This window comes from Rhodococcus sp. USK10 (assembly GCF_019378875.1).
Taxonomy (GTDB): domain Bacteria; phylum Actinomycetota; class Actinomycetes; order Mycobacteriales; family Mycobacteriaceae; genus Rhodococcus_F; species Rhodococcus_F pseudokoreensis.
This window is the reverse complement of sequence record NZ_CP076048.1, coordinates 3,353,528-3,378,433: the sequence shown is the minus strand read 5'-3', so window position 1 is coordinate 3,378,433 and position 24,906 is coordinate 3,353,528. Positions and strand designations below refer to the sequence as shown.

The 24,906-nt window shown below is 61.7% G+C and carries 20 protein-coding genes and 1 pseudogene; 10 read left to right on the top strand and 11 right to left on the bottom strand.

Going from position 1 to position 24,906, the window contains the following annotated elements:
* Positions 1–43 precede the first annotated feature (43 nt).
* The 4 genes from I1A62_RS22550 (at position 44) to I1A62_RS22535 (ending at position 5,360) form a co-directional block, all read left to right on the top strand.
* Entirely contained in the window at positions 44–1,861 is a 1,818-nt protein-coding gene (locus I1A62_RS22550) for an NAD(P)/FAD-dependent oxidoreductase (protein ID WP_257890870.1), read from the top strand.
* 184 nt (positions 1,862–2,045) lie between these two features.
* On the top strand, positions 2,046–2,888 hold the full coding sequence (locus I1A62_RS22545) for a mycofactocin-coupled SDR family oxidoreductase (protein WP_124394166.1): 843 nt from the start codon (positions 2,046–2,048) through the stop codon (positions 2,886–2,888).
* A 168-nt stretch (positions 2,889–3,056) separates the two neighbouring features.
* Positions 3,057–4,391, top strand: a complete 1,335-nt coding sequence (locus I1A62_RS22540) for an MFS transporter (RefSeq protein WP_124394167.1) — start codon at positions 3,057–3,059, stop codon at positions 4,389–4,391.
* 126 nt (positions 4,392–4,517) lie between these two features.
* Positions 4,518–5,360 carry a PaaI family thioesterase gene (locus I1A62_RS22535; RefSeq protein ID WP_219459924.1) on the top strand — a complete coding sequence of 281 codons (843 nt, stop codon included), beginning with the start codon at positions 4,518–4,520 and terminating at the stop codon, positions 5,358–5,360.
* A gap of 317 nt (positions 5,361–5,677) precedes the next feature.
* Here I1A62_RS22535 and I1A62_RS22530 read toward each other — a convergent pair whose 3' ends face one another.
* The 5 genes and pseudogenes from I1A62_RS22530 to I1A62_RS22510 all read right to left on the bottom strand — a co-directional run bounded on the left by I1A62_RS22530 (position 5,678) and on the right by I1A62_RS22510 (position 11,494).
* Complete coding sequence (locus I1A62_RS22530) at positions 5,678–6,334, bottom strand: DUF2889 domain-containing protein (RefSeq protein ID WP_219459921.1); 657 nt, start codon at positions 6,332–6,334, stop codon at positions 5,678–5,680.
* 385 nt (positions 6,335–6,719) lie between these two features.
* Positions 6,720–7,805, bottom strand: a complete 1,086-nt coding sequence (locus I1A62_RS22525; RefSeq protein WP_124394170.1) for a zinc-binding dehydrogenase — start codon at positions 7,803–7,805, stop codon at positions 6,720–6,722.
* A gap of 353 nt (positions 7,806–8,158) precedes the next feature.
* Positions 8,159–8,544 (bottom strand): annotated as a pseudogene (locus tag I1A62_RS47250) (flavin reductase family protein).
* 490 nt (positions 8,545–9,034) lie between these two features.
* Positions 9,035–10,201 (bottom strand): LLM class flavin-dependent oxidoreductase, encoded by a 1,167-nt coding sequence (locus I1A62_RS22515; protein WP_095861890.1) that lies wholly within the window; start codon positions 10,199–10,201, stop codon positions 9,035–9,037.
* Between the two features lie 162 nt (positions 10,202–10,363).
* Positions 10,364–11,494 carry a 3,4-dihydroxy-2-butanone-4-phosphate synthase gene (locus I1A62_RS22510; protein WP_219459914.1) on the bottom strand — a complete coding sequence of 377 codons (1,131 nt, stop codon included), beginning with the start codon at positions 11,492–11,494 and terminating at the stop codon, positions 10,364–10,366.
* Between the two features lie 1,029 nt (positions 11,495–12,523).
* Between I1A62_RS22510 and I1A62_RS22505 the strand changes: the two genes are divergently transcribed.
* Positions 12,524–13,255, top strand: a complete 732-nt coding sequence (locus I1A62_RS22505; RefSeq protein WP_257890958.1) for a TetR family transcriptional regulator — start codon at positions 12,524–12,526, stop codon at positions 13,253–13,255.
* Positions 13,256–13,405: 150 nt separating this feature from the next.
* Here I1A62_RS22505 and I1A62_RS22500 read toward each other — a convergent pair whose 3' ends face one another.
* A complete protein-coding gene (locus tag I1A62_RS22500; RefSeq protein ID WP_219459911.1) occupies positions 13,406–14,050 on the bottom strand; it encodes a TetR/AcrR family transcriptional regulator in 645 nt (214 codons plus the stop codon).
* The gene (locus I1A62_RS22495; RefSeq protein WP_219459910.1) at positions 14,047–15,522 is read right to left on the bottom strand and encodes an MFS transporter; all 1,476 of its coding nucleotides are present in this window, start codon (positions 15,520–15,522) and stop codon (positions 14,047–14,049) included. Before I1A62_RS22495 ends, I1A62_RS22500 begins: the two co-directional genes overlap by 4 nt.
* Before the next feature lie 614 nt (positions 15,523–16,136).
* On the opposite strand from I1A62_RS22495, the gene I1A62_RS22490 reads away from it, so the two are divergent.
* A complete protein-coding gene (locus I1A62_RS22490; protein WP_124394177.1) occupies positions 16,137–17,021 on the top strand; it encodes an alpha/beta fold hydrolase in 885 nt (294 codons plus the stop codon).
* Between the two features lie 228 nt (positions 17,022–17,249).
* On the opposite strand, the gene I1A62_RS22485 is transcribed toward I1A62_RS22490, so the two are convergent.
* From I1A62_RS22485 to I1A62_RS22475, 3 genes are all read right to left on the bottom strand, one after another.
* Complete coding sequence (locus I1A62_RS22485; protein WP_225858302.1) at positions 17,250–17,576, bottom strand: hypothetical protein; 327 nt, start codon at positions 17,574–17,576, stop codon at positions 17,250–17,252.
* 167 nt (positions 17,577–17,743) lie between these two features.
* Positions 17,744–17,923, bottom strand: a complete 180-nt coding sequence (locus tag I1A62_RS22480) for a hypothetical protein (protein ID WP_124394178.1) — start codon at positions 17,921–17,923, stop codon at positions 17,744–17,746.
* A gap of 136 nt (positions 17,924–18,059) precedes the next feature.
* On the bottom strand, positions 18,060–18,806 hold the full coding sequence (locus I1A62_RS22475; RefSeq protein WP_219459908.1) for a glucose 1-dehydrogenase: 747 nt from the start codon (positions 18,804–18,806) through the stop codon (positions 18,060–18,062).
* A 162-nt stretch (positions 18,807–18,968) separates the two neighbouring features.
* On the opposite strand from I1A62_RS22475, the gene I1A62_RS22470 reads away from it, so the two are divergent.
* The gene (locus tag I1A62_RS22470; RefSeq protein ID WP_124394179.1) at positions 18,969–19,583 is read left to right on the top strand and encodes a TetR family transcriptional regulator; all 615 of its coding nucleotides are present in this window, start codon (positions 18,969–18,971) and stop codon (positions 19,581–19,583) included.
* 732 nt (positions 19,584–20,315) lie between these two features.
* Here I1A62_RS22470 and I1A62_RS22460 read toward each other — a convergent pair.
* Positions 20,316–21,080, bottom strand: coding sequence for an Lrp/AsnC family transcriptional regulator (locus I1A62_RS22460; RefSeq protein WP_219459904.1), 765 nt, complete (start codon positions 21,078–21,080; stop codon positions 20,316–20,318).
* A gap of 417 nt (positions 21,081–21,497) precedes the next feature.
* Between I1A62_RS22460 and I1A62_RS22455 the strand changes: the two genes are divergently transcribed.
* The 3 genes from I1A62_RS22455 (at position 21,498) to I1A62_RS22445 (ending at position 24,540) form a co-directional block, all read left to right on the top strand.
* Positions 21,498–22,880: an amidase gene (locus tag I1A62_RS22455; RefSeq protein ID WP_219459902.1), complete on the top strand. Its 1,383-nt coding sequence runs from the start codon at positions 21,498–21,500 to the stop codon at positions 22,878–22,880.
* 198 nt (positions 22,881–23,078) lie between these two features.
* Complete coding sequence (locus tag I1A62_RS22450; protein WP_219459900.1) at positions 23,079–23,774, top strand: DUF5058 family protein; 696 nt, start codon at positions 23,079–23,081, stop codon at positions 23,772–23,774.
* A 28-nt stretch (positions 23,775–23,802) separates the two neighbouring features.
* A complete protein-coding gene (locus I1A62_RS22445; protein ID WP_219459899.1) occupies positions 23,803–24,540 on the top strand; it encodes a hypothetical protein in 738 nt (245 codons plus the stop codon).
* Positions 24,541–24,906: the final 366 nt, after the last annotated feature.

The following is a 24,906-nucleotide window of genomic DNA, read 5'->3' as shown; positions in this document are numbered from 1 at the left end:
GTTGCCAGTCAACCCGGCCGGAAGCGATGGAAGGATTTGCCCAATGAGCGTTGTGGATACCGACCCCGGCACCGCCGTGGATGTCTTCGGGAAATGGCTCGATCACTTCGGCCAGCTGCTCGAAAACGGATCGACGCAGTCGATCGCGAACGAGTTCGAGACCGAGGGTCATTGGAAGGACATTCTGTCCTTTACCTGGAGCTACAAGACATTCTCAGGCCGCGACCAGATCGAGCACGCCCTCGCCACTACCCGCGAGACGAACAAGCCCAGAAACCTACGGCCCGCCGCCGGGCGACAGGACGCACGATTCGTCCGACGGTCTGCGCGATCGGTGATCGAGGCATACTTCGATTTCGACACCGACCTCGGCCAGGGGACCGGGTTTGTGCGTTTGGCCTACGATCCTGCGCGTCCCACCGACCCCGCGATCTGGATCCTGCTGACGAGCCTGCAGGAACTACGTGGATTCGAAGAGCGGGTCGACGATCACCGTCCGACGGGTATCGAATTCTCACAGAATTTCTCCGGTGACAACTGGCTCGACAAGCGGCACAAGACCCGGGAATTCGCCGATCGCGACCCAGAAGTGCTTGTCGTCGGCGGCGGACAAGCAGGGCTGGCCCTGGCAGCCCGACTCGGACAGATGGGAGCAGATACTCTCGTCGTCGAGCGTGAACAGCGCATCGGTGACAACTGGCGTAATCGGTACCACTCGTTGACTTTGCACAATGAGGTATGGGCCAACGGATTGCCGTACCTCCCCTTTCCTCCCACGTGGCCGACCTTCGTCCCCAAGGACAAACTGGCGGGCTGGCTCGAGCACTACGCCGAGGCGCTCGAGCTCAACGTCTGGACCGGAACAGAGTTCCTGGCAGGCGATTACGACGAGGAAGCCGGCAGATGGGATGTCACCGTGCGGCGTCCCGACGGCACGGAACGCAGCATGCACGTCCCGCATGTGGTGTTCGCGACCGGCGGAGTCAGTGGAGTTCCCAAGATGCCCCATCTGCCGGGCCTCGACAAATTTGGCGGCGAGGTGATGCACTCCGCCCAATTCTCCAGCGGCACTCAGTACGCAGGACGTAAAGCGCTCGTGTTCGGTACCGGAAACAGCGGCCATGACGTAGCGCAGGACCTGTACTCCAACGGTGCGGATTCGGTGTCGATCGTTCAGCGTGGGTCGACGTGCGTCGTGAGCCTGGTACCCAGCGGAACTCTCGTCTACTCGCTCTACTCCGAAGGGCGAAGCGCCGAGGACACCGATCTGATCACCGCCGCCATCCCGTACCCGGTTCTGCGCCAGACGTATCAGTTCCTGACGGAGAAGATCCGGGGGCTGGACAGCGAACTCATCGGCAAGCTCGAGGCGGTCGGGTTCCGGACCGACTACGGCGAGGACGAGACCGGCTTCCACATGAAATACCTGCGCACCGGTGGCGGCTACTACATCAACGTCGGATGCTCGGACCTGATCGCAGAGGAGAAGATCGGCCTGGTCCAGGCGGAGCAGATCGAATCGTTCGACGAGAAGGGCGTAGTCCTCGCGGACGGCACCGCGGTTGAGGCGGATCTGGTCGTCATGGCGACCGGATACGAGAACCTGCAGGAAGGCGTGCGTCGTCTGCTCGGTGACCGGGTTGCCGACAAGGTGGGTCTCATCTGGGGATTCGACGATGACTTCACGATGAAGAACATGTGGAAGAAGACTGCGCAGCAAGGATTCTGGGTGATGGGCGGAAATCTGATGGACTGCCGCCTGCATTCACGGTTCCTGGCGCTGCAGATCGTCGCCGAACTGAGGGGTGTGGCACCTACCGTCACGGCCGTCGATCACGCCAGTTCAGGGGTTCTGGCCTGATGTAGCCGGCAACAACCTTCGGCCGGTCCCTCGTCGGGCCGCGCAGACAGCCGAGTCGCACGTGCGCGACTCGGCTACTGGCGTATCCGCAGGTCGACCCCTGTTCAGCCTGGCAACATACCTGTTGACAGGTGTGAGCTAGGTCGCATACGCTCTGAATAACAAACCAGGAGAGGAGTTTTCAGTGTCAAGGGTAGACGGGAAGGTAGCGTTCATCACCGGTGCTGCGCGCAGCCAGGGGCGATCGCATGCGGTTCGCCTCGCGGAAGAGGGCGCCGACATCATTGCGGTCGACATCTGTCAGCAGATCGACACCGTGCCGTATCCGCTGTCGACCGAGGAGGACCTCGCCGAAACGGCGCGACTCGTCGAAAAGCACGGGCGGCGGATCGTGACGGTGCAAGCGGACGTCCGGGACGCCGACGCCATGAAGAAGGCCGTTCAAGCCGGCCTCGACGAATTCGGCCATATCGACATCGTCTCGGCCAACGCCGGCATCTGGAGTTCGAACCGCACCTGGGAACTGACCCAGGAGCAATGGGACGACATGATCGGCGTCAACCTGACTGGTGTCTGGCAGGCCATCAAGGCCGTCGTACCGTCGATGATCGAAGCCGGAAACGGAGGATCGATCATCATCACGAGTTCTAACGGCGGCGTAGCGGGTTTCGAGAACCTCGCACACTACGTCGCAGCGAAGCACGGCGTCGTCGGTCTCACACGCACCCTGGCCAATGAGCTCGGGCGACACAACATCAGGGTCAACAACATCCAGCCTACCGCGGTGAACACCAACATGATTCACCACGACGGGGTGTACCAGCTGTTCTTCCCCGGCGACCCCAATCCCAGTCGGGAGCAGTTCGCGTCAGCGTTCCAGTCGTTGAATTCCATGCCGGTACCGTGGGTGGAGCCTCTGGACGTCTCGAACGCGGTCCTCTGGCTCGCTTCCGACGAGGCCCGCTTCGTCACCGGGGTGTCCTTGCCCGTCGACGCCGGCTTCCTTCAAAAGGTCGGTGCAAGCTAGCGCACACCGGCGCGGGTGACCTGCTGCGTTCGCGCAGGTCACCCGCTGAGACGGACGCAGAACCACCACTCTGCGGCCCTATCAAGCAAACGGCCTCGAGTTCCTTCGGGTCGCGCCCGTCACAAACAGCCGCTTCCAGGGCGGCCTTCGAACGACATAAGGATTCCCGTGGACACTACTCCGGAACTCGGCGTTCACTCTCAATCGACATACGATACCCCCTCTCGAGGGCAAAGCTCCTTACGGCGCGTGATCGGCTCAGCCACCGCCGGCACCTTCATCGAGTACTACGACTTTGCGATCTACGGGGCGATGGCACCGATCATCGCGAAGGCATTTTTCCCCAACGCCGACCCGGTCGTCGCGCTACTGAGCACATTCGCCGTTTTCGCTCTCGCGTTCGTGGCCCGGCCGCTGGGTGGATTCGTGTGGGGTCCGATCGGTGATCGCATCGGCCGCAAACGGACCCTGTCGGCGATCATCCTGCTCATCTCCATCGCAACCGTACTCATCGGCCTCATACCCGATTATCACGCCATCGGAATCGCAGCACCGATTGCACTCGTCGTACTTCGCCTCGTGCAAGGCCTCTCGGCAGGAGGCGAGATCGCCGGTGCAGCCATTTTCGTCGCCGAGCACGCTCCTGCTCGACGCAGGGGTTTCCTCGTCAGCTGGTTGCAGGTCGCCACTACCGCTGCATTCCTGTCGGGCATATTCGTCGCAGCGGCCGTCGCTGCCCTGCTTTCCGATGACGCGATGCAATCGTGGGGGTGGCGAATCCCGTTCCTGCTCGCAGGACCGGTGGGGCTCATCGGACTCTACATTCGGCTCAAGGTGGACGAGACTCCCAGCTTCCAGTCCGTCAAGCGTGACGCTGCGGTGGCGCGAACGCCTCTCGTCGCTGCGCTGCGAGGACGCGCCAACCTCGCGGAAATGGGCTATGCCGCTGCCTATTACATGCCAGTGCTGGTGAGCTTCTACCTGCTGATGACCTTCATGCCGACGTTCCTGAAGAAGGAAATGAATTTCACGGCAGCAACCTCTCTGCTGATCATCGCGATCGCAGGCTCCATCCAGATGATCGCAGTCCCGATCTTCGGCAAGATATCGGACATCATCGGTCGTCGGGTGCTCCTCCGGCTGACCGCCGGCGGGTTCATCGTGCTCACCGTACCGGCGTTTCTCTTGCTCAACAGCGGAGATCTCCGTCAGGCCGCACTCGGGCTGATCTTGCTCGCATTGCCGACATCCGCGGCACAAGCGAACAACCTCACTCCCGCGCTCGAACGCTTCCGCACGAATATCCGCTTCACCGGATCCGCCGCGACGCTCGGTGTGCTTGCTGCACTCTTCGGTGGAACCGCACCTTACATCTCGACCTACCTGATCGAGATAACCGGCAGCCCTCTTGCCCCCGGGATCTACCTGATCCTCACTGTCCTGCCGTCCCTCGTCGTCTCCTTCTTCGTATCCGAAACAGCCAACCGGGCGCTGCCTGATTGATCGAACCGACGTCCAGCAGAACTCGCAGCGGAGTAGCTACGCCGCGGGAACAACCGACGCCGGGCCCGGGAGCTTCGATGCTCCGGGGCCCGGCGCTATCGACAACAGCACTGTGAGCGAGCATCGATGACCTGTGAACCGCGCAGCGAAGCCATTCGCGTAGATATCAATGCGCTCGAGGAATTCCACCCGGCGAGGCACCCCGCCGAAGCGTTGACTGGCTGTCGAGTCATCGAACGCAGCGATGGGCGTGCTCGCGCGATCATGCCCGTACCGGAATTCCAGTCCGAGACTGCGACACTCGGATGGATGGGCACCGTTGCTGACGCCGCGGCAGCGCAGGCGTTCGCTACCCGTGTAGCCGATGGGCACGGGATCCGGACCATGAATCTTCGACTCGACAGACTTGGTCCCCTACCCCCTCCACAGTCGATGACGACTGCGGAGGGGTTCGCATCAGGTGTCGACGAACTCACCGGATTGAGTAGGGCGACACTGCTTGACGTAGAGGGACGCGCATTCGCCGAGTGCACCGCCAGATTCGCCGTGGTGCCCTCACAGGAGGCCACGATGCCGCCTCAGCCCCATCGACCCGCAATTGTTCACCCGACCACGCCGTCCGAGCTTGTCGGGGTTCAACGCGTGCAGTTCGATTCGTCCCGGGTCGATATCATCGCCCGCCCCCCGCTCGACGTCTGCAATCATTTCGGAATCGTCCACGGGGGACTGCACGCCGGCTTCGTCGACTTCGCGATGCGCAAGTTGCTCACGACCATGTCGCCGAGCCTGTACCGCATGCTCGACCTCTCACTTGTCTACCATCGTCCGGCAATGCTCGAACATGATCGAGGCCTTAGGCTTACGGCCTCGATAGACCGCCGTGGCCGGCGCATCACCACCGTCGACGCATCGATACTTTCGTCAAGCGGAACGCCCTTGACGATCGCTCGTGGCACCTTCCGCACGTGATCAAGGACTACCCCGGAATCGAATCAATTCCAGTGCGCCACACAGCCCGATCGACGATCGTATGAGATCGGAGACAACCATGCTTCGAGGCTTCTCAGGACAGGGTTCGTCCATGTTGTCGCACAGCTGCGCCTATGGATGAAGGGCTTCGCGCCGACGATCAGCGGTTGCACCGCCTGCTCATGGTCGCGGTGATCGGACAGTGGTCGCCGACTTCCTGGGTTTGATGTCATGCCGTGGTGACGGTACCTAGGTCCGGGTAGCGCAACGACGTCAGACATCGGCCGGGTCAACGTGATCGACTCGCGGTGAGCCGATCACGGCAGGTAACTACTCAGGGTCGGCACGTCGGCGAGGGTTCGCAGCAAGTCGTTCAGATGTGTGCACGACGCCGTCCCCGAAATCAACGACGGTATCGACCGCCGAGCATCGGATGCCGGCATGCCGATGATGTTCTGCACTGCCGCGGCCGCCATGGGGCACTCGAGATAGGGCAATACTCTCGGCGTCGCAATAGCCTCGACGATTTCGTCTGTGGCGAATTCGACTATCGCGTGCAAGTCGTATTCGTGAATCACAGTCTCTATCCCGGTCCCGTCGGTGTGGCTGTCGCGGAACGACGCCTCGACCCTCCATCCTCGGATATCCCTTATGACGTCGGTTCGTCGTAACCGGCGAACCGAGTGGTGGTCCAACGACGGAAGTCGATGCCATGCTGCTGCGTCGTGGTCTTCGGGTGCGGGGACGATGGGTCCGTGTGGAATCGGGATCGCTCCAGACCGAGCAAGCTCGAGATCGACCGTCCCGCCTTGGCGCCATCCCATGCACACACCGATGCGGTCGAGGTTGGGTTGCTCGCGAACTTGGGCGCCCGCCACTGCGGTGGAATAACCGGACACGATCAGGGCGACCGGAAGGTCGTCGAGGAGTTGGGAGGTGATCGATCCGGGTTGGGCTACATCGGCTTCAGCCACTGCTTTCCGGAATCCTCTACGCAGACTTGTTCCTACGAGTCTGCGGACTTCCGATGACGAGTGTGGTACCACTACCGAATCGACTATACCGTCAGGTTTCGTCATGGCGATCGTGAACGATGTTTCGGAGATCGTTTCATGGCCGTCGCGACCGGTGAGAAGATCCCTTCCCTCGCATGTGAACTGAACGTGATCGGGTGGGCCTTGTACATGGAGTACGTCGATGCTCGTGGTGCGCCGAATCGAGCCCTGAGCCCGCGGCGGTTGCGCTGCCCGCGGGTGCCCCTCAGTAGCAATTCCGTTGGGCAGCATCTTTACTCCTCGGTCAGGTAAGGCGTCGGACGGAGTCGACCGACTGACTGTTTACGTGGTCTCGATCGTGGACTCACAGGGACGGGTCGATGACGGCCTTGATGACAGTTCCGGTTCGGATCGCTTCCAGCGCTGCGCCTGCGTCGGCGATTGAAAAACGGTGGGTGACCAGACTTGACAACGGCACGGTGTCCTGGCACCGCGCAACTAGCTGCACGGTGCCGTAGTAGTGCTTGGGTTTAGGGAATGTTGCCCCGGTGATCTGGACGTTTTTTGTGGTGAGCAGTCGCGGCGACACGGGGATCTCTCCCATCGCGCCCCAGAGGCCGAGGACGATGTACCGGCCGTGTAGCCCCACGAGGTCGATACCTTCGGGGAAGGCACCGAGGAAGCCTGCCGCCTCGACGACTACATCGGGCCCGGACGGCCCGGTAAGGGCATAGATGTCGTTGAGGCGTTGCTCTGCTGACGACTCGGCAAGAGAAACTGTCGCTGTCGCTCCGAGGCTCCGTGCAGTCTCCAGGCGCTTTTCGCTCCCGTCGATGACGATGATCTCGCCGGCCCCCGACAATGACGCGACCAACACCGCCGACAGCCCCACCGGGCCTGCGCCCTGAACGACCACGGATTGGTTGTACCGCAACCCGCCTGCCTGCTCGAACCCGCGCAGCGCCGTTGGTAACGCGCAACCGAGCGCGGCCAAAGCCTCCGGTTCGACATGATCGGGTACACGAAAGAAGGCCATCCCGGGCGGCAGCCAAGCGAAGTCTGCGTAGCTGCCCCAGTTGGGTAGGTCGGCGTTCTCGAAGAACCGAGAATTCTCGCACGGAGTGTTGTCGAGGATCGTGCACGAATAACATCTGTGGCACAGGGCGATTGGCGCCCAGTACACCACATCACCCACTTCAACCGGTACGCCAGCGTAATCCGTCGTGATGTCGACGCCGAGTTTCTCGATCCTGCCGACGCCCTCATGGCCGAGGACGATCGGAAATGGCATTACGCCGGCATCGCCGGTAACGATGTGGGCGTCGCTCCCGCACACTCCACCGACCACAACGCGGACCAGCACCCCTGCTGGTGCGGGCTCGGGGACATTGACCTCCCAGGTCTCGACATTATTGGGGCCGACGAGGACAGCCGCGCGGGCGGTGGACATGATGGGCTCGCTTTCTCGAGGGGGAGAATCCAGTGGCAACGACCGGAACCTCCAGTCAACGCCAACTTCACGCACTAGTCAACATTGTAGTTGACCGGGTATGGACTGGCATGCACTGGTGCCGTCGGAGTAGGCGCAGCGTGACCGCGTTATCTGTGAGGGCGGAGTCGTAGTCGCGTTGCTGTCGACCTGCGGGGCATCGCGAAAAGGTCAGCCGTGAGATCGCCGCTTCGGTGACCAGGGCACCATGGGACCGCTACTGCGCCGGAACTGCTCAGTGGCGCAACAATTAGTGCGGAGACCGTGCGCGTGATGTGATCGAACCTCGCGACGATCGGCGACGGGAGGCCCGGTCATGCGTGCGTTTTGGCGGTAGCGAAGCCGCCGTATCGGCCTTGGAAGAAGATGAGGGGTGACTCGGGAGTGTCGAGTTCGAGGTGGTCCACGCGGCCGACGACGATGTGGTGATCGCCCGCATCGTGCACAGCGGCTAACAGAACCGCTTGGCAGCACGAATTTTCGGAAATGTGGACGACGACTTGTCCGGAAGGAAGGCAACGAGAGGCGGATCAAGCGAAACGGAGGTGAACGATCCCACCGCCATGCCGACGGGGCGGCCTTCATTGTCCGCCGCTGTCACCGCAACCACTCCTGTGGGGAAGTGGCCGAGGATGTCACGAAACTGTCGAGGATCGATCACGCGGTCATCATTCAAGGCCAACGAAGCCTTCGTGTTCATAGCGTGCTATCCAATCGTCTGTGAATGCAACATTGCTATCGAATCCACCTGGGTGTGATGCGCGTCGCTTCTCTGTAGCTTGCCTGCGCGGCCGGACTGTGTCAACCCTAATGTTGATGGAATCCACGTACGTGTAGATGGAGGCTGTGTGCATGCGTCCGGCATTGGTTGAATGCCTTTGGTGCAGTGTACGAACGGCGGCGAATGTGATTGCCGTGGCGCTCGCTCAACCGTCTCGCTGTCGATCACCCGAGTGCTCCGGCCGGTGCCGTCGAATCGGCTATCGTGCTTGCCTATCCGTTGGACCGGACGGTCGGTTCGCTTGGGGAGGTGGGCCGTGTTCATGGTGGAGCGCAGCGATACGCACAACTCGGGAAACCGGTGCTCGCGATTTCCCGAGTTGTGCGATCATGAAATCGGTTTTGCGACCGAGGCTGCCCTCATCCTCCAGGCCCGTTCGATCCCGTGGTCAGGGTGGGCTGAGCAGTTGTCAGCTGACGGCCACGGTTTCGTGAGTGCCCTCGACTGGGATGTGCGGAATAACTTCCGTCGCGAAGAGGCGGAGAGACTCTACCCAGGGTGCGGGGTCGTCCAAGGCATCGTGGGTGTTGACGGCAATCTGGCCGTATCTGAATCCTGCCAGGTCGAACGTCTTCTCGATCTTGGCGATAACCGTTTCGGGGCTTCCGCAGAGCCAGACGTTGTCGGCGAGGTAGTCCAGGTCGACATCGTCGATATCGATTTTGTGGTCGGCGTCGTCGATGAATCCCTGCAGGATCCGGTACTTCTGGTACACCGGCATCAAGTACTTCTTCCAGGCATACCCGATCGCACCGTTCTTCGCCTTCTCCTTCGCCTCTTCGTCTGTCCTGGCGACGAACACGTCGCGTGCGATCTTGAACTTGGATCCCTGTGCAGTCGCACCGACGGATTGGCACGCTTCCGAGTACGTCTTCCACTGAGACCTCAGCAGCTCCGACCCGCCATAGAAGGAAATAGGAGTCCAGCCGCGTTCGCCGGCGAGTCGGTGTGACGGCGAGTTCTTGCTCAGTCCCGTCACTGCGATCTCGAGGCCATCTGCACCACCATGAGGGGAATGGTCGGCAGTCAGGTGATACTCCTCGCCTTCCCTGGTCTTGAAGGAGCCGTGCGATGCGACGCTGCCGGGATCGATCTGGGCGTCGAGCCGCGATGCCTTGTAGTACTTGCCTTCGAAGTCGAACGGTTCCTGACGCCAGACCTTGTCCATCACCTCGAGCCCTTCCATCAGTCGCGGATGGGCTTCGGAGAGGTCGCCTGGCTGGCCGCGAAGGACGGCCTCATTCTCCCACGAGCCGGCGCCGACGCCGAGGAAGTAGCGGTCTTCGAGCAGCTGCGAGGTATAGCCGACCTGTACGGCGAGCGTGGACGGATTGTGTAGCGGCACGATGTGCGCCATGGGGGCGAAACGCATCCGCTCGGTGATCTGCGCAGCAGCGACGATCAGAAGTTCAGGATTGGGAATGTTCTCCCACGCCTGCATGCCGTGCTCGCCGACCATGAAGTCGCGGTAGCCGAACTTGTCGGCTGCAGAAGCAAGCAACAGTGAGTAATCGAACGTCTCCTTGTCCTTGCGTCCCGGGCGCATGTAGGGGGTGTGAAAGATTCCGCATTCCATGTTTGTTCTCCTAGTATTTCGTCATCATGAGTGAGCATTTGTAGGGTCGTATCGACAGCTCCGTGCTGTCTCGTCGGATTACATTCGGACGGCGCCTCCAACGGCAGATATGGTCCTCTTCGATTGAGCGAGCGTCAGCCTCGGCGGCCACGCTGATTCAGGTCATGCCGTCTGAAAGTGTGTTGCACCGATTTGGCCCAACAACTCGTCGTATGCGGCACAACCGAGTTCAATTTGCGCACCAGTTGCATCGATCACACTGTCAGGTACGGCCACGGGGTTGCTGATGCTTCCGTTGAGATGCAACGTCAGGGGGCGCTCCACTGCGGGGAAGTTTCTCAGGAAGGGGGAGCGGTAGCCGCAGTCTCGCACGATCTCGGCCAGATCCGCGCGGATGTCTGCGGTGCTCGCTCGGCCGTCGTTGCGCCTCGCCACAATCACTGTGCCGTAGCCATTTTCGGCGACGGCCGCCAGTGAGGCTGTGGCAACTCCTGTCGACAAGTGGGGTGCCGGATCAACCTCTTGCTCGAAACACACCAGGGGAGTGGTGCCCGAAGGTGAAGAATCGATTGAGTACGCCACATACTCGACGCCGGACACATCGCTGCGATAGCCGACACAGTGAATGTGCCCGTAGTCAGAATTCCGTACGACTGCGAACTGGGTCCGCACGTGTGACTCCATTGTGCGCCGGTATGCGACTACGTCCTCGAGCGAGACAACAGCGACATCATGCGCGTCGGCGAAACGCTCGGCCTCGGCAGTCTCGGCGATCAAGGTCTGATCATCCTCGGAGACGAGTGCGGTAAATGCGCCGGCTCGGCGAAGTCCTGCCACAGTTGCAAGGTCGACGGCTGCTTCTGCCGGACCTCGACGGTCGAGCACACCCCCAGGTGCTGTTCGGGCAGGAAGGACATGTCCTGGTCTGGTGAAATCGCCGACCGCGCTGGAGCTGTCGGCCAGCATCCGGAGGGTGCGTGCTCTGTCGGCTGCAGAAATGCCGGTACCGGATCCAGTGGCGTCGATGCTCACGGTGTATTCGGTGTTTGCACGATTCCTGTCCGCGCCGATCATGGGGGCGAGTTCGAGGCGGTCGCACTCGCTGCCGGGCAGCGCTGCGCACACGAGGCCAGAACCGTATCGCACAAGGAACGAGACGGATTCCACCGTCGACTTCTCGGCCGCAATCAGAATGTGCGCGTCGTCGGCAGGGTCCGCGCCCGTCAAGACCACTGGCCGTCCCGCGTAAAGCTCGGACATTGCCCGCTGAACACGGGTGGTCGGATCATCCATCTGTGGCCTCGATTCTTGCGATGGCATGTGCACTGTGACGAGCGTCGCAAAGATTCTGCGATGTGTCAACATCAACGTAGACATTGAACTTGGTTTACCTGCTGGAGTTGGGGTTTGCCTGTAGGCAATCGCTACTTTTCAGGCACTGCGCTTGGTATCGAATGGAGCAACGCCGTCGTATCCCGAAGGCCGCAATGGGTCCGAGATGCATTGGCGAGCAATATAGTTGACCAGGTATCTACCCTACCGTCGAGCGGGTGCGACTAGCCCGGATGTCGACCACGGCTGCGTCTAGCGTGGGGGGCACGCACGAGCGTGTCTCGAGGATGGTCGATACGGAAAGGGTAGCCGCGAACCGTGAGACATGCTGTGTATAAACCGATTCTGCGCTCGCAGACTCGGATGCGCCGCACTCGTGACCGTCGCCCGTGATATATCCATCTCGGATGGAAGGGAATTCGAAGTTTCGGCTGAGTCCTGAGGTGGGATCCATTTTGGGCGAATCCGGCTCGATCCCATCTCGAAGGGTCGATGATTTCGGGAAAGAGTCGCCGAAAGTCGCGGCAGCACAGCGGTATTGGCTATTGAAATTTTGGGCGTGGATCACACCATCGAAATTGCAGGGGCTGCAAGCTGTTTCGACACGATCGACTGCGAAGTGGTGCGCACGGTTCGTGTGAGCAACCTGATCTATGCCGAAGCGCGTTGGCGTCACGAATCGAGTTGCTGCATCTTCCTTGCGGCATCCGCAACGCAGTTGCGAGCCTGCTTGGTGGCATCGACGCATCGACTACGCGTTGGACGCCCGCCAACCTGTTCCTACCGGCGACGAGCGCGGCGCGCGTGGCCCTGCGGGTGCATCATTCTTCAGCTTTGCTGGCGCGTTCGACTCCTTTCGCCGGGCGCCCGGGTCCTGCCCACGCGCGCAGATGGTCTTGCTGACGGCATTAACGGTACCAGGTTCCGAAAAGATTTGGTGACCCAACTCTCAACCGATCCCTGAATGCCGGTCGGTATGCTCGATTGACCATGACGAACCGCGGTAGTGCACGAGGGCGTCCCCGTCGAAGTTCGCGACTCGAGATCGAGCAGCGCGCAATCGGGTTGTTTCTGCGGGACGGCTACTCGAGTACCAGCATCGAGGCGATTGCAGTCGCTTGCGGCATCAGCAAGACGACCTACTTTCGTTACTACAAGTCCAAGTCTGAGCTGGTCTGGTGGGTCTTCGACGAATACATCCGAGCGACGGAGGATGCCTTGAACTCGGCAGACCTCCAGCTTCCGGTGATGGCAGCGATCCGCCAGGCCGTGATGGAAGCCACCGGCGGGGTAGCTGATGACGAGGGCACCTGGATGAAGCGGTTCGAGCTGCTCGACACCACGCCGGAGCTGAGAGATGGCGAAGCTGCCCACTGGCAAGCCTGGGGTGAGGCCATCAGTCGCTATGTGGCCGCGAGAACAGGGTCGCGTGCGACCGACGTCGTACCCGCTGCTGTCGGCGGCGCTTTGCAAGCGGCATATCTCGCCGGCTTCCGGGAGAGCTCGGCAACTGGCGAGTCGTCCACACAAACACTGGCGCGGCTCGATGCGACGTTTGCGCTGATCAGCCAGCCTCTGCAGGCCTGGATCAACCTCGAGCAAGCCGAGCCGGCACAAATGTGCAGGCATCCCCTTGTGGGATCCACTACTGGACCGCGGGAGATCGAGTCCTCGGGCGGGGTCGGCCCTCGCCTTCGTTCACAGGATCAACACACTAGTTGACCGCCGGTATGTGCTGATACGAAGATCTCGGTGCAGGCGACGCATCGCGTGATCCACCTGGTTGCGTGTCACGCGGTGGACTGGCGGGCAGATGGCGTTGCGTTGTCGTGCGGCGCAGAATTTCGACGCTGGAGTCTCGAACCGCCGCACCTATCGAGAGTTCAGTTGGTCCATGATTTGTGCGACGTGGTGGGCGCTCATCGGGGCCGCGTCGAGAGCGTCCGCGCCGGGCCGCAGTCCCGCGATCATGATCGCCATGGTCCGGCGCCACCCGGTGTCGGTGACGCCGCGGGTTGTCGCGACGACGCCGCGCACGGACCAGAAGATGAGGTCCAGGTCGGCGTCGGCGGCATCCTCGCGGATGCGGCCGTGTTGCTTGGCTCGCGTCAGGAGTTCGAACAGGATCCGTCGGTATTCGTCCCGCAGAATCGTGGTCTCGTCGTCGTTCCACATACGGGACAAACATCCGCGGTTCGATGCCAGGATTGCGCCGGTACCGTACAGAACCTGCTCCAGACCCTTGCCCTCCGGTGCGGACAGAGCCTCGTCGGCCAGGGCCACGAAGTCCTCGAGCACCTGTCGGACGAGCTCACTGATCAGTGCATCCTTGGTGGGGAACCGGCGGTAGAGGGTGCCGATTCCGACGCCGGCGACCCGGGCGATCTCGTCGACGCCCACATCCAGGCCGCGCTCGCTGAACACGGTCGCTGCCGCGTCGAGTAGCCGCTGCCGATTCTCTGCGGCGTCGCGGCGCAGCGCCTTTTCGCTTCCCCGAACCCTCACGTCGGACTTCATTCGGATTCGTCGCCCACCAGAGTGCCTCCCGCGACCATCGCGAGTTCCGGGTGCCGCAGTGCGGCCGACTCCTCGAGACGCGTGGTCTTGTCCCGCTTCATCGCCGGGATGAACATGGCCGCAACGACGCCGAGGCTCACAGCTATACCCAGCATGACGAATCCGTTGGTGTAGCCGGATTCCGGCGGAACCCCCGACGAGGACGCGCCGGCGGTGACGACGGTGGTCATGAGTGCAGCGCCCAGTGCTCCGCCTATTGTGCGGATGTTGGCGTTCATACCGCTCGCGACACCGGTCTGTTCCGCCGGGACCGCTGCGACGACGACATTCGACATCGCCGAGAAGGCCAGGCCGAAACCGACGCCGACCAACGATGTAGCGACATAGATGTCCACCTCGGTCTCGTGCAGAAATGCCACGACGAGGTAGCCGATCGCACTGACGATCGACCCCGCGATCAGGAGGTTTCGTGAGCCCAATCGAGTTGCCAGGCGGCCGGAGGCGAGTCCGAGCAGGAACATTCCCACGCTCAGGGGGAGCAGCATCAGACCCGACTCGGTGACCGAAGCGCCGAAGCCGTATCCGGCGGACGTGGGTGTCTGCAGAAGCTGTGGCAGGAAGCCGAACGCCGCGTACATGCCGACGCCCATCAGCAGCGCCACTAGATTGGCGGCCCAGACGCTGCGGATCCGCATCATCGTCATGTCGATGAGCGGGTTGACGGATTTCGATTCGGCTGCCACCCAGGTCACCACGATGACCGCGGCGGCTGCCAGCAGTCCGACGACGATCGGTGAGCCCCAACCCCGCGTGGGCGCCTGACTCACACCGAGCAGTAGCGCGACCAGCCACCCGGACAGCAGCAGCGCGGTGAGCCAGTTGATCTTCCCGGCGGTGCGAACTGGGGACTCGGGGACCAGGATCTGCGCGGCCACCCCCGCGAGGACGACCATGATCAGCGGAATCCAGAACAGCCAGTGGTAACTGAGCACGGTCACGATGGGACCGGCGAGGACGATGCCGAGACCTGCGCCGACAGCGGTGAGTGCGGCGATGATGCCGACTGCTCCCGCCACCTTCTCCTCGGGGAACTCGTCGCGGATGATGCCGAACGCCAAGGGCAGCACACCGCCACCGATGCCCTGGATCACCCGAGCCGCGATCATCACCGGCAGAGACGTGGCGAGGGCGGCGAGCAGGGACCCCACCGCCAGCGCGGTGAGTGCGATGACGAACACGCGCTTCTTGCCGTGCATGTCGCCGAGGCGTCCCATGACCGGGGTGAAAATCGACGCCGACAACAGGTAGGCGGTCAACACCCACGTCACATTTGCCTGTGTCGTGCCCAGCGCCGACTCGAGGGTCGGCAGCACCGGCATCACCAGTGACTGCAAAAGGGCATAGGCGGCGACGCCAACGGTAAGGACTGCAAACGTCAGCTGATAGTGCGCCCGCCGGGTAGCGGTTTCCATAAGGTTCTCCCCAAGGCTAAGCGGAGCGATCGCTCCGCATTCGGGGAATCTATCACGAAACGAAGGCTGGTCCGGATCGAGATCAGGCAGTGGTCAGGCCACCGAATCCGTCGGGAGACCGTCTGATCGGTCGGATGCCTCGCAATTCGGTGCTGCCTCGAATACCTGTGTGCTGAAATCCTGCAGGCACTACAGGCTGTGTGCTGACGTTTCCTCCACGCGCGGAGGACGTCGTTGCAGAGGGTGGTCTCGAGGGCACGTAGGTGCTCCAGGTCTGATGGAGTGCATCGTGGTGAGATCACAGACGCGCAGGGGCTGCCGTACCCAGTCGAGCTCGGGGCAGCCGGTGGAAACATCAGTTCGGGCGGAGCGTCGTCGGCGGGGAGGGTGTGGTGCCGGCGCGCGGGTCGGTACGGGAGCGGCTGGGACGGTAGAGTGCCCACTCCGGTCCTCTCGGACCGTCGTGGCCTGTGCGGGCTGGGGTTTGGGGGCGCGATCCGTCGGTCGGGGTCACCGCCCGCATGAGGTGCAACAGGTACGGGGGTGAATTATGTTCACCTCGTGGTGCGCCATGGTGGAAATGCTCAACTCGATGACGTTGGTGAGGAAACTCGATGGATCCCGTAGTCACACAGTCCGAATTCCGCGGTGCCGGTGTCACCCTTGCCGCCGACCGGTGGGATCCACCATCGCAGGTTGCCGGCGGAAAGGGCTTGGTCCTGCTACTGCACGGCGGCGGGCAGACCCGACATTCCTGGCGGAACACCGGACGCAGCCTCGCGGCGGACGGCTGGTCCACGATCGCGGTGGACGCGCGCGGGCACGGAGACAGCCAATGGGCACCGGATGGGGACTACAGCATCGATGCGCTGGTCGCCGACCTGACCTCGGTCATCACAGGGCTGGGGGAGAAGCCGGTCTTGGTCGGTGCCTCGATGGGCGGTATGACATCCTTGATCGGGCAAGGGGAGAACCCGGACCTCGCTCGCGGTCTGGTCTTGGTCGATATCGCACCGAAGGTCGAAACGAGTGGCACCGCGGAAATCATGGCCTTCATGCGCAGTGGCCTCGAGGGTTTCGCGAGCCTCGACGACGCGGCGGCGGCAATCGCGGCGTATACCCCGAACCGGGATCGCAAGCCCAACCCGGTTGGGTTGCGCAAGAACCTGCGTCTGCGTGATGGCCGCTGGTTCTGGCATTGGGATCCGGCGTTCCTTCGCGTCGGCGACGAACCCACTCGTCAAGCGGACTCGATCGTGCGATACGAACGTGCCCGGGACGCCGCCGCCGCGATCACCGTTCCTACGATGCTCGTTCGTGGCGAGCAATCGAATGTGGTCAGCGAGGAAGGTGCCAAGGAGTTGCTCGAGCTGATCCCGACCGCCACGCTGATCGACGTGTCCGGGGCCGGGCATATGGTTGCCGGCGACGACAATGACGTCTTCAGTGGCGGGTTGAAGGGGTTTCTCGACGAAGACGTTGTCGCATCGCGTCATTGAAAACACGCTTCGGAAAGCAGAAATGTCGGAATCCTGGCCGCCGCGCTCGACCAGGTTCTCGATGATCTCAACATTCTCGAACGATCACCGTGGGATCCGACATGATTGCCGGCCGTGCAGCGCCCGAGGTGTGCTTGCCGAGATGGAGTCATCTCCTGCAGCGGTGGTGCCACGGTGGTGCGAATCGATTCGAACGTCGACCGAGAATGTCGCGGCCACGTTAGCGGCTTACGGCTGCGCCAGCATGGGGAACAAGGCGATCGAAGAGACGGTGATCCCGGCGACGCCGGAAACGATACCCAGTAGGGCCCTCAAAGATGCCGCCTCGTCGTCGGCCACTGCGGACCGCGACGTGGCGACGGCACCGCAGACCACCGCGGCCACACCCAGAATGAAGCCCAGTCCGACCACCCAGAACGACGCAACGGACAGCGCCCCCACGGCGATCGACACGGCGGGCAACCACGAATGATGCTGCTTCCGTAGCTCGTTACCGTCGACGGAGAAATGTACGCGGTTGTCGGCGCAGGAGCTGTGGGGGACGGCGGCGCTCATGATCCTCCTTCATACGTTGATGAATCCGTTCGCGGGCACGTGTCGGCGTCACACACCGGAAGCGTCTTCGTGACTGTCCGGTCCAAGAACGTGGCCAGCGGCGTCCTGGCGCGCAAGTGGTCGAGGGTCGTGACTCGGTCAAGGGTCTCCAGCTTGTGACGCCGACGCTATGAGAATTCAGCGCTCATGCCTGGTGGCGTTGACGACGCACTGTGCCCGGTTCGTGCGCAGCCTTCGCCACCTGATCGTTCACCCGCAACGGCGTTTGTGGCTTCTTCGAGCAGCACGTAACCCCCGAAACCGATTCCGGTCAGCGTGAGCATTGCTGCATAGAGCTTGTCGAGCACGGGGCATCGTCTCCTTGATTTCGATTTGGGCTACCTGAACTGCTCAGATCCCGAAAACGGGCACTTCGATCCGGTTCATACGACTCGTAACGGGGTGGGTGATGCCGCCGCAATGACCAGGACCGAGAGTCGATGGTCAGGAGGCAGTGAGGCCGCCGTCGATGACGTGCTCCATGCCGGAGATGTATGACGAGTCGTCGCAGGCAAGGAACAGGACCAATTTCGAAACCTCGTCGGGTTCGGCCATCCGGCGGATCGGGACCGCGTCCGCGATGCCGCCGCCATTCTCGTCGGTGGCAGCCTCCATCATTGGAGTCTTGATGTAACCCGGGTGGACTGAGTTGACCCGGATATTGTCGGGGCCGAATTGCACGGCCACCTGCTTCGTCATGCCACGGGAGGCGAACTTGCTGCCCACGTAGGCAAGGTTCGGCGCTCCGACGATGGACACCATTCCCGCCGTCGACGAGATATTGACAATGGTGCCGCCCCCTGCCTTCTTCATCGAAGGGATAGTGGCTTTCATGCCGTAGAACTGCGAATGCTGGTTTATAGCGACAACTTTGAGATACTCGTCCTCGCTGATCTCGACGACATCCTTGATCGGCCCGAGGATTCCTGCGTTGTTGACCAGGACGGTGACGGGCCCGAAGGCCTTCTCGGTCTGGCCGACGACGTCGGCCCAGTCGCTGAGTGACGCGACGTCGTGTTTGAGGAAGAGTGCGTTGGCGCCGAGCTCGTCGGCAAGTTGTTTGCCTTCCACTTCGTTGACATCGGTCAACGCGACCTTCGCGCCCTCTTCGATGAACTTTCTCGCGTGGGCAGCACCCATGCCCTGTGCTGCCCCGGTGATGATGGCGACTTTGCCGTCCAGTTTTCCCATGATCGTCGTATTCCTTCGTGTGGAAGTTCTCCTCGCCGCTCCGGAGCGCGCCGGCGGTGGCTTCGGAGGGCATTGTGTTGGCTCGCTCACATTAGTGGGATTGAGTACCACAATGCAATGATCCGGCGGAACTTCCTGCGTGCAGGTGGTTACAGTGGGGGAATGCAGACGCCTCCCCGCCGGAGCCCAGGAAGACCGTTCGCGGCTAGTCGCGATGCGGTTGAGCGCGCCGCTCTCACTCTGATGCTGCGCGATGGCTATGAACAGGTCAGCGTCGACGACATCGCACGAGAGGCGGGAATTGGACGGACTACATTCTTCCGCTACTTCAAGTCGAAGCCCGGCGTCGTGTGGTCTGCGTTCGACGACACAATCTCATGGCTGGCTCAGAATCTCACAGAGAAGAAGGAGCATCCAGGCATCCTTGATGCCGTTCGCGAAAGCATCGTCCTCTCCACTCGCTCTGCTATATACAACAGCGACGTGTGGCTGGAGCGTTTCAGGCTGCTCGACAGCAGCGCCGAACTCCGTGCCGACGCATACGATCATTGGGAACGATGGGCCTCCACGGTCGCGACCTTCGTTGCTACCCGCACCGGGCTTTCTCCGCAGGACGCCATCCCCATGGCAATCGCTGGCGCTGCCCGGGGCATGTTTCTCTCCGAACTCCGAAACTGGCTCAACACGGACGACGATCGCGAAGACATCCTCAACCGACTCGACCACAACTTGAGAACCGTTTTCACTGCGTTCAGTGGGCTGTTGGCTGAGCCCTGACGGGGAACTGCTCAGCGGCCGGACCGAAACCCCGTAATCGTTGCTGACCTGCATCAGCGAGGTGATGTCCTGTCTGCCGCGAACCTCACCGTCAGTCGGGGATTGCCCGGTCAACGATCCGTGTCGGGCCATTAGCCGTCCAGCTGTTTCGTGTGCTCATCATCTTCGGAAGCCCGGCCAGCACTCAGCGTTGCCGGCCCATTGATGGTGCCGGAGCGAAAGCTCTCGCAGCGCCACAGGATCGGCACCGCTTCAGCGAATCCCGTTTCTGTCCACGGTGTCTGGCCGACCCGGACTGCATCTGGCAGATGGAATGGGCATACCCGCTGCTTCCGATATGCCTCCGACACCGCCTGCGGTTGCAGACCCGATGTCCCGGCTGCGGACAGGTGCCCTTTTCCGACACCACGTGGCTGGCCAGCCACGGCCAGCCATGGCACTGCCCTCAACGGGGTCCCCGCGGCACCGACGACCGCAGGGTGCGCCCGTTCTGCCGGCACGACCTCCGCGACGCCGCCACAATCGATGCCAACGAAACGGGCGTTCCCCTGAGTGAGGACATCGTGAACACGTTGTGAGGACCCAGAGGAAGAGATGTCACTGATGGCGATGAAGCCGTACTCGGCGGCGCAATACACATATTCTCGCGTGGATCGCGAACTGGAACGACGACCCCCCTACGTCTGGGCCTGGACCGCCGAAAAGATACTCGACTTTATCGACCATTACTGCTCACGAATCAATCGTCTGGTCGGACTGAGCCAGCTCCCAAGGGACAAGTTCTCGTGGCAACTCATCGTCGCCGAACGTCCGTCCTACTCGTTTGCGCACAGCAAGCACCAGAGATCGGTCGACGATGCGGACGGACGGAAGCGCCTGCTCCATTGCAATCTCGAGCCCTTCCACCTCGTTGATCGAAGGAAGCCACACCAGGACGAGCACGTTCGCCGGGCCGGCGACAGATAAAATCGCTCTCACCGTGCGGAGTGTTCGGAGTCGCGCTCCTACTTCGCGCAATTTTGCTGCCGGAACACGAAGAAAATACCAGGCACTGACCGGCCATCCGGATTCTTGGCTTAGCACGTCGGTTCGCAGTTCGATTAACCCGGACATCAGCGTGGAATGTAAATACTCACGTGCCCGTCTCTGAGGAATCCCGAGACGTTTTCCGATCAATGTGCTCGTGGCGCGGCCGTCGTGACAGAGAATCTCGATCACGGCACGATAGTCACTGTCACTCATCGATGCGCGATCTTCCATCTGGCGATCGGCAACTCGCTGAGCGTCCTCGATAGCCGCGACTTGCTCCTCCAGCAACGCGTTCACGCGCCATTGAACCGCACCGGCAATCGTCGTCACAACGGGATTGGTACGAACCGAACGGACCCCGGACATCTCACCGAGTTGCGAGATGAGGTAACGATTCAGATTGGCCGCAGTCGTGCAACCGATGGTCAGTATCAGGCCTCGGCCGCCCGAAACGACGTCGATGGACATGCATGATCGATCCCGCGACAAATTCGCCACGACTTTGTTGACGGAACCCGGGACACATTCGACCTCAACGATCGCACCGTGCCGAAACGAACGTGGCTCCGGTTGGCATGTAGTCCACGCTAACCCGCGATCACCGATGGACGACCATCGCCGTGCGAGCGTTACCGGGTCTACATCGAGAATTGGTCCAAGTCGCGACCACGGAGCGCGTGGCCACACCTGGAGCGCATGCACTAACTGCAAGTCTTTGCGAGCAAGAACCATAATCTGCGTCCGATCACCATTGTGAGACTAGAAGCTGCATTTCGTTGCGCCTCCGCCTCCGGAATCCGATAGTAGGCGAACCCGTTCGATTCGCAAGTGCCGACGGGCAGATTCGCGATCTCCGTCAGCGACGATCTCACACATGGAGGACACATGGCAGCAACGTTCAATGGGGGACACGCACAGAGCGCAGTCCAATCCAACCTCGACAACATCGACAAGTACGAAGCCCACATCGCGGCCTTGATAACCGACCGCCGCGACGAAGCACTCGGCGAAGCACAGAACCTCGACGCGCTAGCGGAGCGCGGTGAGTGGCCGGGACCTCTCTATGGAATGACGTTGACCGTCAAGGATAATTTCGATGTTGCCGGCACGCCAACTACCAACGGAACTTCCTTCGCCTACGCGCGGGAGGCTGAGGACGACTGTTTCCTCGTCGAACGTGTCAAGAACGCCGGCGCAGTTATCGTGGCCAAGGCCAACCAATCGGAGTACTGCCTCACGGTCACCAACCAAAACGTGCACCATGGGACGTGCCGAAATCCGTGGAACCTGGACAGGATTTCCGGAGGGTCAAGCGGCGGGTCCGCGGCCAGCGTTGCAGCCGGATTCGCAACAGCATCGATCGGCAGCGACTCAGGAGGGTCGATTCGCATCCCCGCCAGCCTCAATGGTTTGGTTGGTCTCCGGCCATCAGCAGGTCGCCTCTCCAACCGCCGCGCTGATATGACAAGAGTTGCCACATTCACGGCCGGTGGCCCAATTGCTCACCGGGCAACCGACATCGCGCGCTTGTTTCACGTGATGGATGCGTACGACAGGTCGGATGTTACATCGGTTGACCTGCCACGAGATGGATCCCCGGTCTTCTCGCGCGAGGGGATCAAAGGGTTACGCATTGGAGTTCCGACCAACTTCTGGATGGAAGACATTGACAACGAAATCCTCACGGCAGTTCGAACCGGTATCGATACGCTGGTCGCGCTGGGAGGCAACGTCGTTGAGATCCAGGTGCCCGGATCCGAGAGCTGTCAAGCCCAGATGACCCCGATGATCACAGCAAACTTCCACGCTCTGTACGGCGACTATCTCACGCGAGAGCAGTCAGCGACCGACCCAGAGGTGGTCTCGTATCTGGAAACGGGGGCATCGGTGTCTGCGAGCGAGTACGCAGAATCTGCCATGTTCCGCCAGCAGTGGTGCCGAACGCTCGACAACGTATTCCAAGACGTAGATGTACTTGTATCACCGACGGTACCGGCACCGACTCCTCCGATTGGATGGAAACCGGACTACTCCGAGATGAGCGACTTCGTCAGACTCACCTATCCCCAAGCGTTTGCAGGCGTGCCGGCGATCTCGATTCCTTGCGGATTCCGTTCGGACGGAATGCCTATCGGACTACAGCTCGCAGGCGCGTATTGGAGGGATTCCCTACTCATCCGGACGGCCATAGCGTTTCAGGAGGCCACCGACTTTCACACTGCTCGTCCGCATATCGTACCAAGGCTCGAGGTAGCACCAACCGCTTAAACGGCGGCATTCGAGCCACCATCGTCCTCATTCCTGGGGCGGCGAGTCTCGTGTCAGTTTCGAGACAGCCGCCCCCCGAGGGCCACTCGTGCTACCCGTCGGTTACCACGATTCCATTAGGCAGACCGGATTGTCCGGTCTTCCGCTCTCCTCGAGAGGCTTAAAGAAATGCTTGCGCTTGGAGAATCCACGAACATTATGGCCGTCGCCAATTCCCCCGTGCTCTGGGCGGCCGTCGCCGGCATCTTCGCCGTCATCATCGTGCAGTCGGCGATCTACATTACCGCGGTCCGAAAGGTCGCGCCGGCCGCCGACCTCTCGCGCGAGGACATGAAGGTGTCCTTCCGCTCCGGTGCAGTGTCCGCTGTCGGACCGTCGATTGCGGTATGCCTTGTAGCGATCGCTCTGCTCGCCCTGTTCGGCACCCCTGCCGTGCTTGCCCGGATCGGCTTAATCGGCTCGGCCGCTTATGACGTGTCCGCAGCCAGTATCGCCGCCGACTCCATGGGCGCGAAACTCGGCGATGACACCTACACGCAGAACGTGTTTGTCGTTGCCTTCTTCGCGATGACCATCGGTGGCGTTATGTGGATGCTGTCTGCGCTGATTCTCACCCCGTTACTCAAGCGTGGCGACGCGAAGGTCCGCACGGTCAATCCTGCGTTGATGACTGTCGTACCCTCGGCTGCCCTGCTGGGCGCGTTCGCGTCCCTCGGTTTCGGGGAACTGACGAAGTCGATCTTCCACGTCGTCGCGTTCGCCGCGTCCGCCGTGACGATGACTGTGTTCCTGTTCCTGGCCAAGCAGTTCGGCAAGAACTGGATGCGTGAATGGGCACTCGGAGTCGCGATACTCGTCGCTCTCACGGTCACTTACTTCACCACTACCTCCTGAGCACGAATACCTCGAAAGGCGTCTCTCGATGACTACCGACGATATGTTGGCTCCTGCCACCGGAGCAGCCGCACTCGCCGAGTTCGACCGCACCACCTCCCGCTGGGGCAGGCTCACCATGCTGGCAGGACTGTCACTCTCGCTCGGCGCTCCTCTCTACCTTGTGTTCTCGGGGACTGTGGACGTCACTACAGTTCAATTATGGACAGCGTTCGCGGCAGTGGCGGGGACGTTCTTCATCATCTGGATAGTCGAACCACTGACCTATTTCCCGATCCTTGGTCCCGCCGCGATGTATCAGGCATTCATGATCGGCAATATCGCGAACAAGTTGCTGCCCGCGGCGCTGATTGCACAGGCAAATATCGGCGCGAAACCGGGGACGAAGCGCGCCGAACTGGCTGCGGTGCTGGCGATCTGCGGCGCTGCGATGGTGCATCTGATCTCGCTTGCCATCTTTGTCGGCTTGCTCGGTACATGGCTGATCAGCGTGATCCCTGCAGACATCGTCGCCGTCACGCGCTCCTACATCCTCCCGTCCGTGCTCGGCGCAGTCCTCGTGCAGGCGATCGTGTCGATGAAACGGCCTCGTGCCACCGTCATCGCACTGTTGGTCGCCTCGGCGATTACCCTCGTCGTTGTTCCGGCGATGCCTGAACTTGCACTTGCGTCGACCGCGATCGTCGTCATCGTCACTGGAGTGCTGTCGTGGTTCCTCCGCAACAAGAACCGCAAGGCTCCCTCCGAGCTCGCGATGATTGAGTGAAATTGGATAGCGCGGCGTACTTCCGACTTGTACGACCTGACTTAGGGCATTACTGGCAAGTAGGTTCTGCTGCAGCGCCTTGACCTGCGGTGTCGGCTTCCGGTAGGGCTGAAATGGGGCACTAAGTGGGCTGATTCATAACTTCGTCGGGGGATGTTGCCGGGCGGTCGGGTCGTCAAGGTACACGCCACAGACGCAGTCGAATGCGTCCTCTGGACAGCCGGCGAAGTTTCCGTTGGGCAGGACCGAGTCCTGGTACTTGCCGGTGCTGCCGAACCTCGATGTCCGCGCGGACCGCTATCGCGGCAGCAGATGCGGCCCGGTTCCTCGCCGCGGTGCGGGGACATGACGTCGACGACGCGCTGC

Coding starts and splice junctions, on each gene's coding strand:
- I1A62_RS22550 (WP_257890870.1), top strand. CDS start 44: ATGAGCGTTGTGGATACCGACCCCGGCACCGCCGTGGATGTCTTCGGG.
- I1A62_RS22535 (WP_219459924.1), top strand. CDS start 4,518: ATGACCTGTGAACCGCGCAGCGAAGCCATTCGCGTAGATATCAATGCG.
- I1A62_RS22525 (WP_124394170.1), bottom strand. CDS start 7,805: ATGTCCACCGCCCGCGCGGCTGTCCTCGTCGGCCCCAATAATGTCGAG.
- I1A62_RS22515 (WP_095861890.1), bottom strand. CDS start 10,201: ATGGAATGCGGAATCTTTCACACCCCCTACATGCGCCCGGGACGCAAG.
- I1A62_RS22510 (WP_219459914.1), bottom strand. CDS start 11,494: ATGGATGATCCGACCACCCGTGTTCAGCGGGCAATGTCCGAGCTTTAC.
- I1A62_RS22505 (WP_257890958.1), top strand. CDS start 12,524: ATGACGAACCGCGGTAGTGCACGAGGGCGTCCCCGTCGAAGTTCGCGA.
- I1A62_RS22500 (WP_219459911.1), bottom strand. CDS start 14,050: ATGAAGTCCGACGTGAGGGTTCGGGGAAGCGAAAAGGCGCTGCGCCGC.
- I1A62_RS22495 (WP_219459910.1), bottom strand. CDS start 15,522: ATGGAAACCGCTACCCGGCGGGCGCACTATCAGCTGACGTTTGCAGTC.
- I1A62_RS22490 (WP_124394177.1), top strand. CDS start 16,137: ATGGATCCCGTAGTCACACAGTCCGAATTCCGCGGTGCCGGTGTCACC.
- I1A62_RS22485 (WP_225858302.1), bottom strand. CDS start 17,576: ATGAGCGCCGCCGTCCCCCACAGCTCCTGCGCCGACAACCGCGTACAT.
- I1A62_RS22475 (WP_219459908.1), bottom strand. CDS start 18,806: ATGGGAAAACTGGACGGCAAAGTCGCCATCATCACCGGGGCAGCACAG.
- I1A62_RS22470 (WP_124394179.1), top strand. CDS start 18,969: ATGCAGACGCCTCCCCGCCGGAGCCCAGGAAGACCGTTCGCGGCTAGT.
- I1A62_RS22460 (WP_219459904.1), bottom strand. CDS start 21,080: ATGTCCATCGACGTCGTTTCGGGCGGCCGAGGCCTGATACTGACCATC.
- I1A62_RS22455 (WP_219459902.1), top strand. CDS start 21,498: ATGGCAGCAACGTTCAATGGGGGACACGCACAGAGCGCAGTCCAATCC.
- I1A62_RS22450 (WP_219459900.1), top strand. CDS start 23,079: ATGGCCGTCGCCAATTCCCCCGTGCTCTGGGCGGCCGTCGCCGGCATC.
- I1A62_RS22445 (WP_219459899.1), top strand. CDS start 23,803: ATGACTACCGACGATATGTTGGCTCCTGCCACCGGAGCAGCCGCACTC.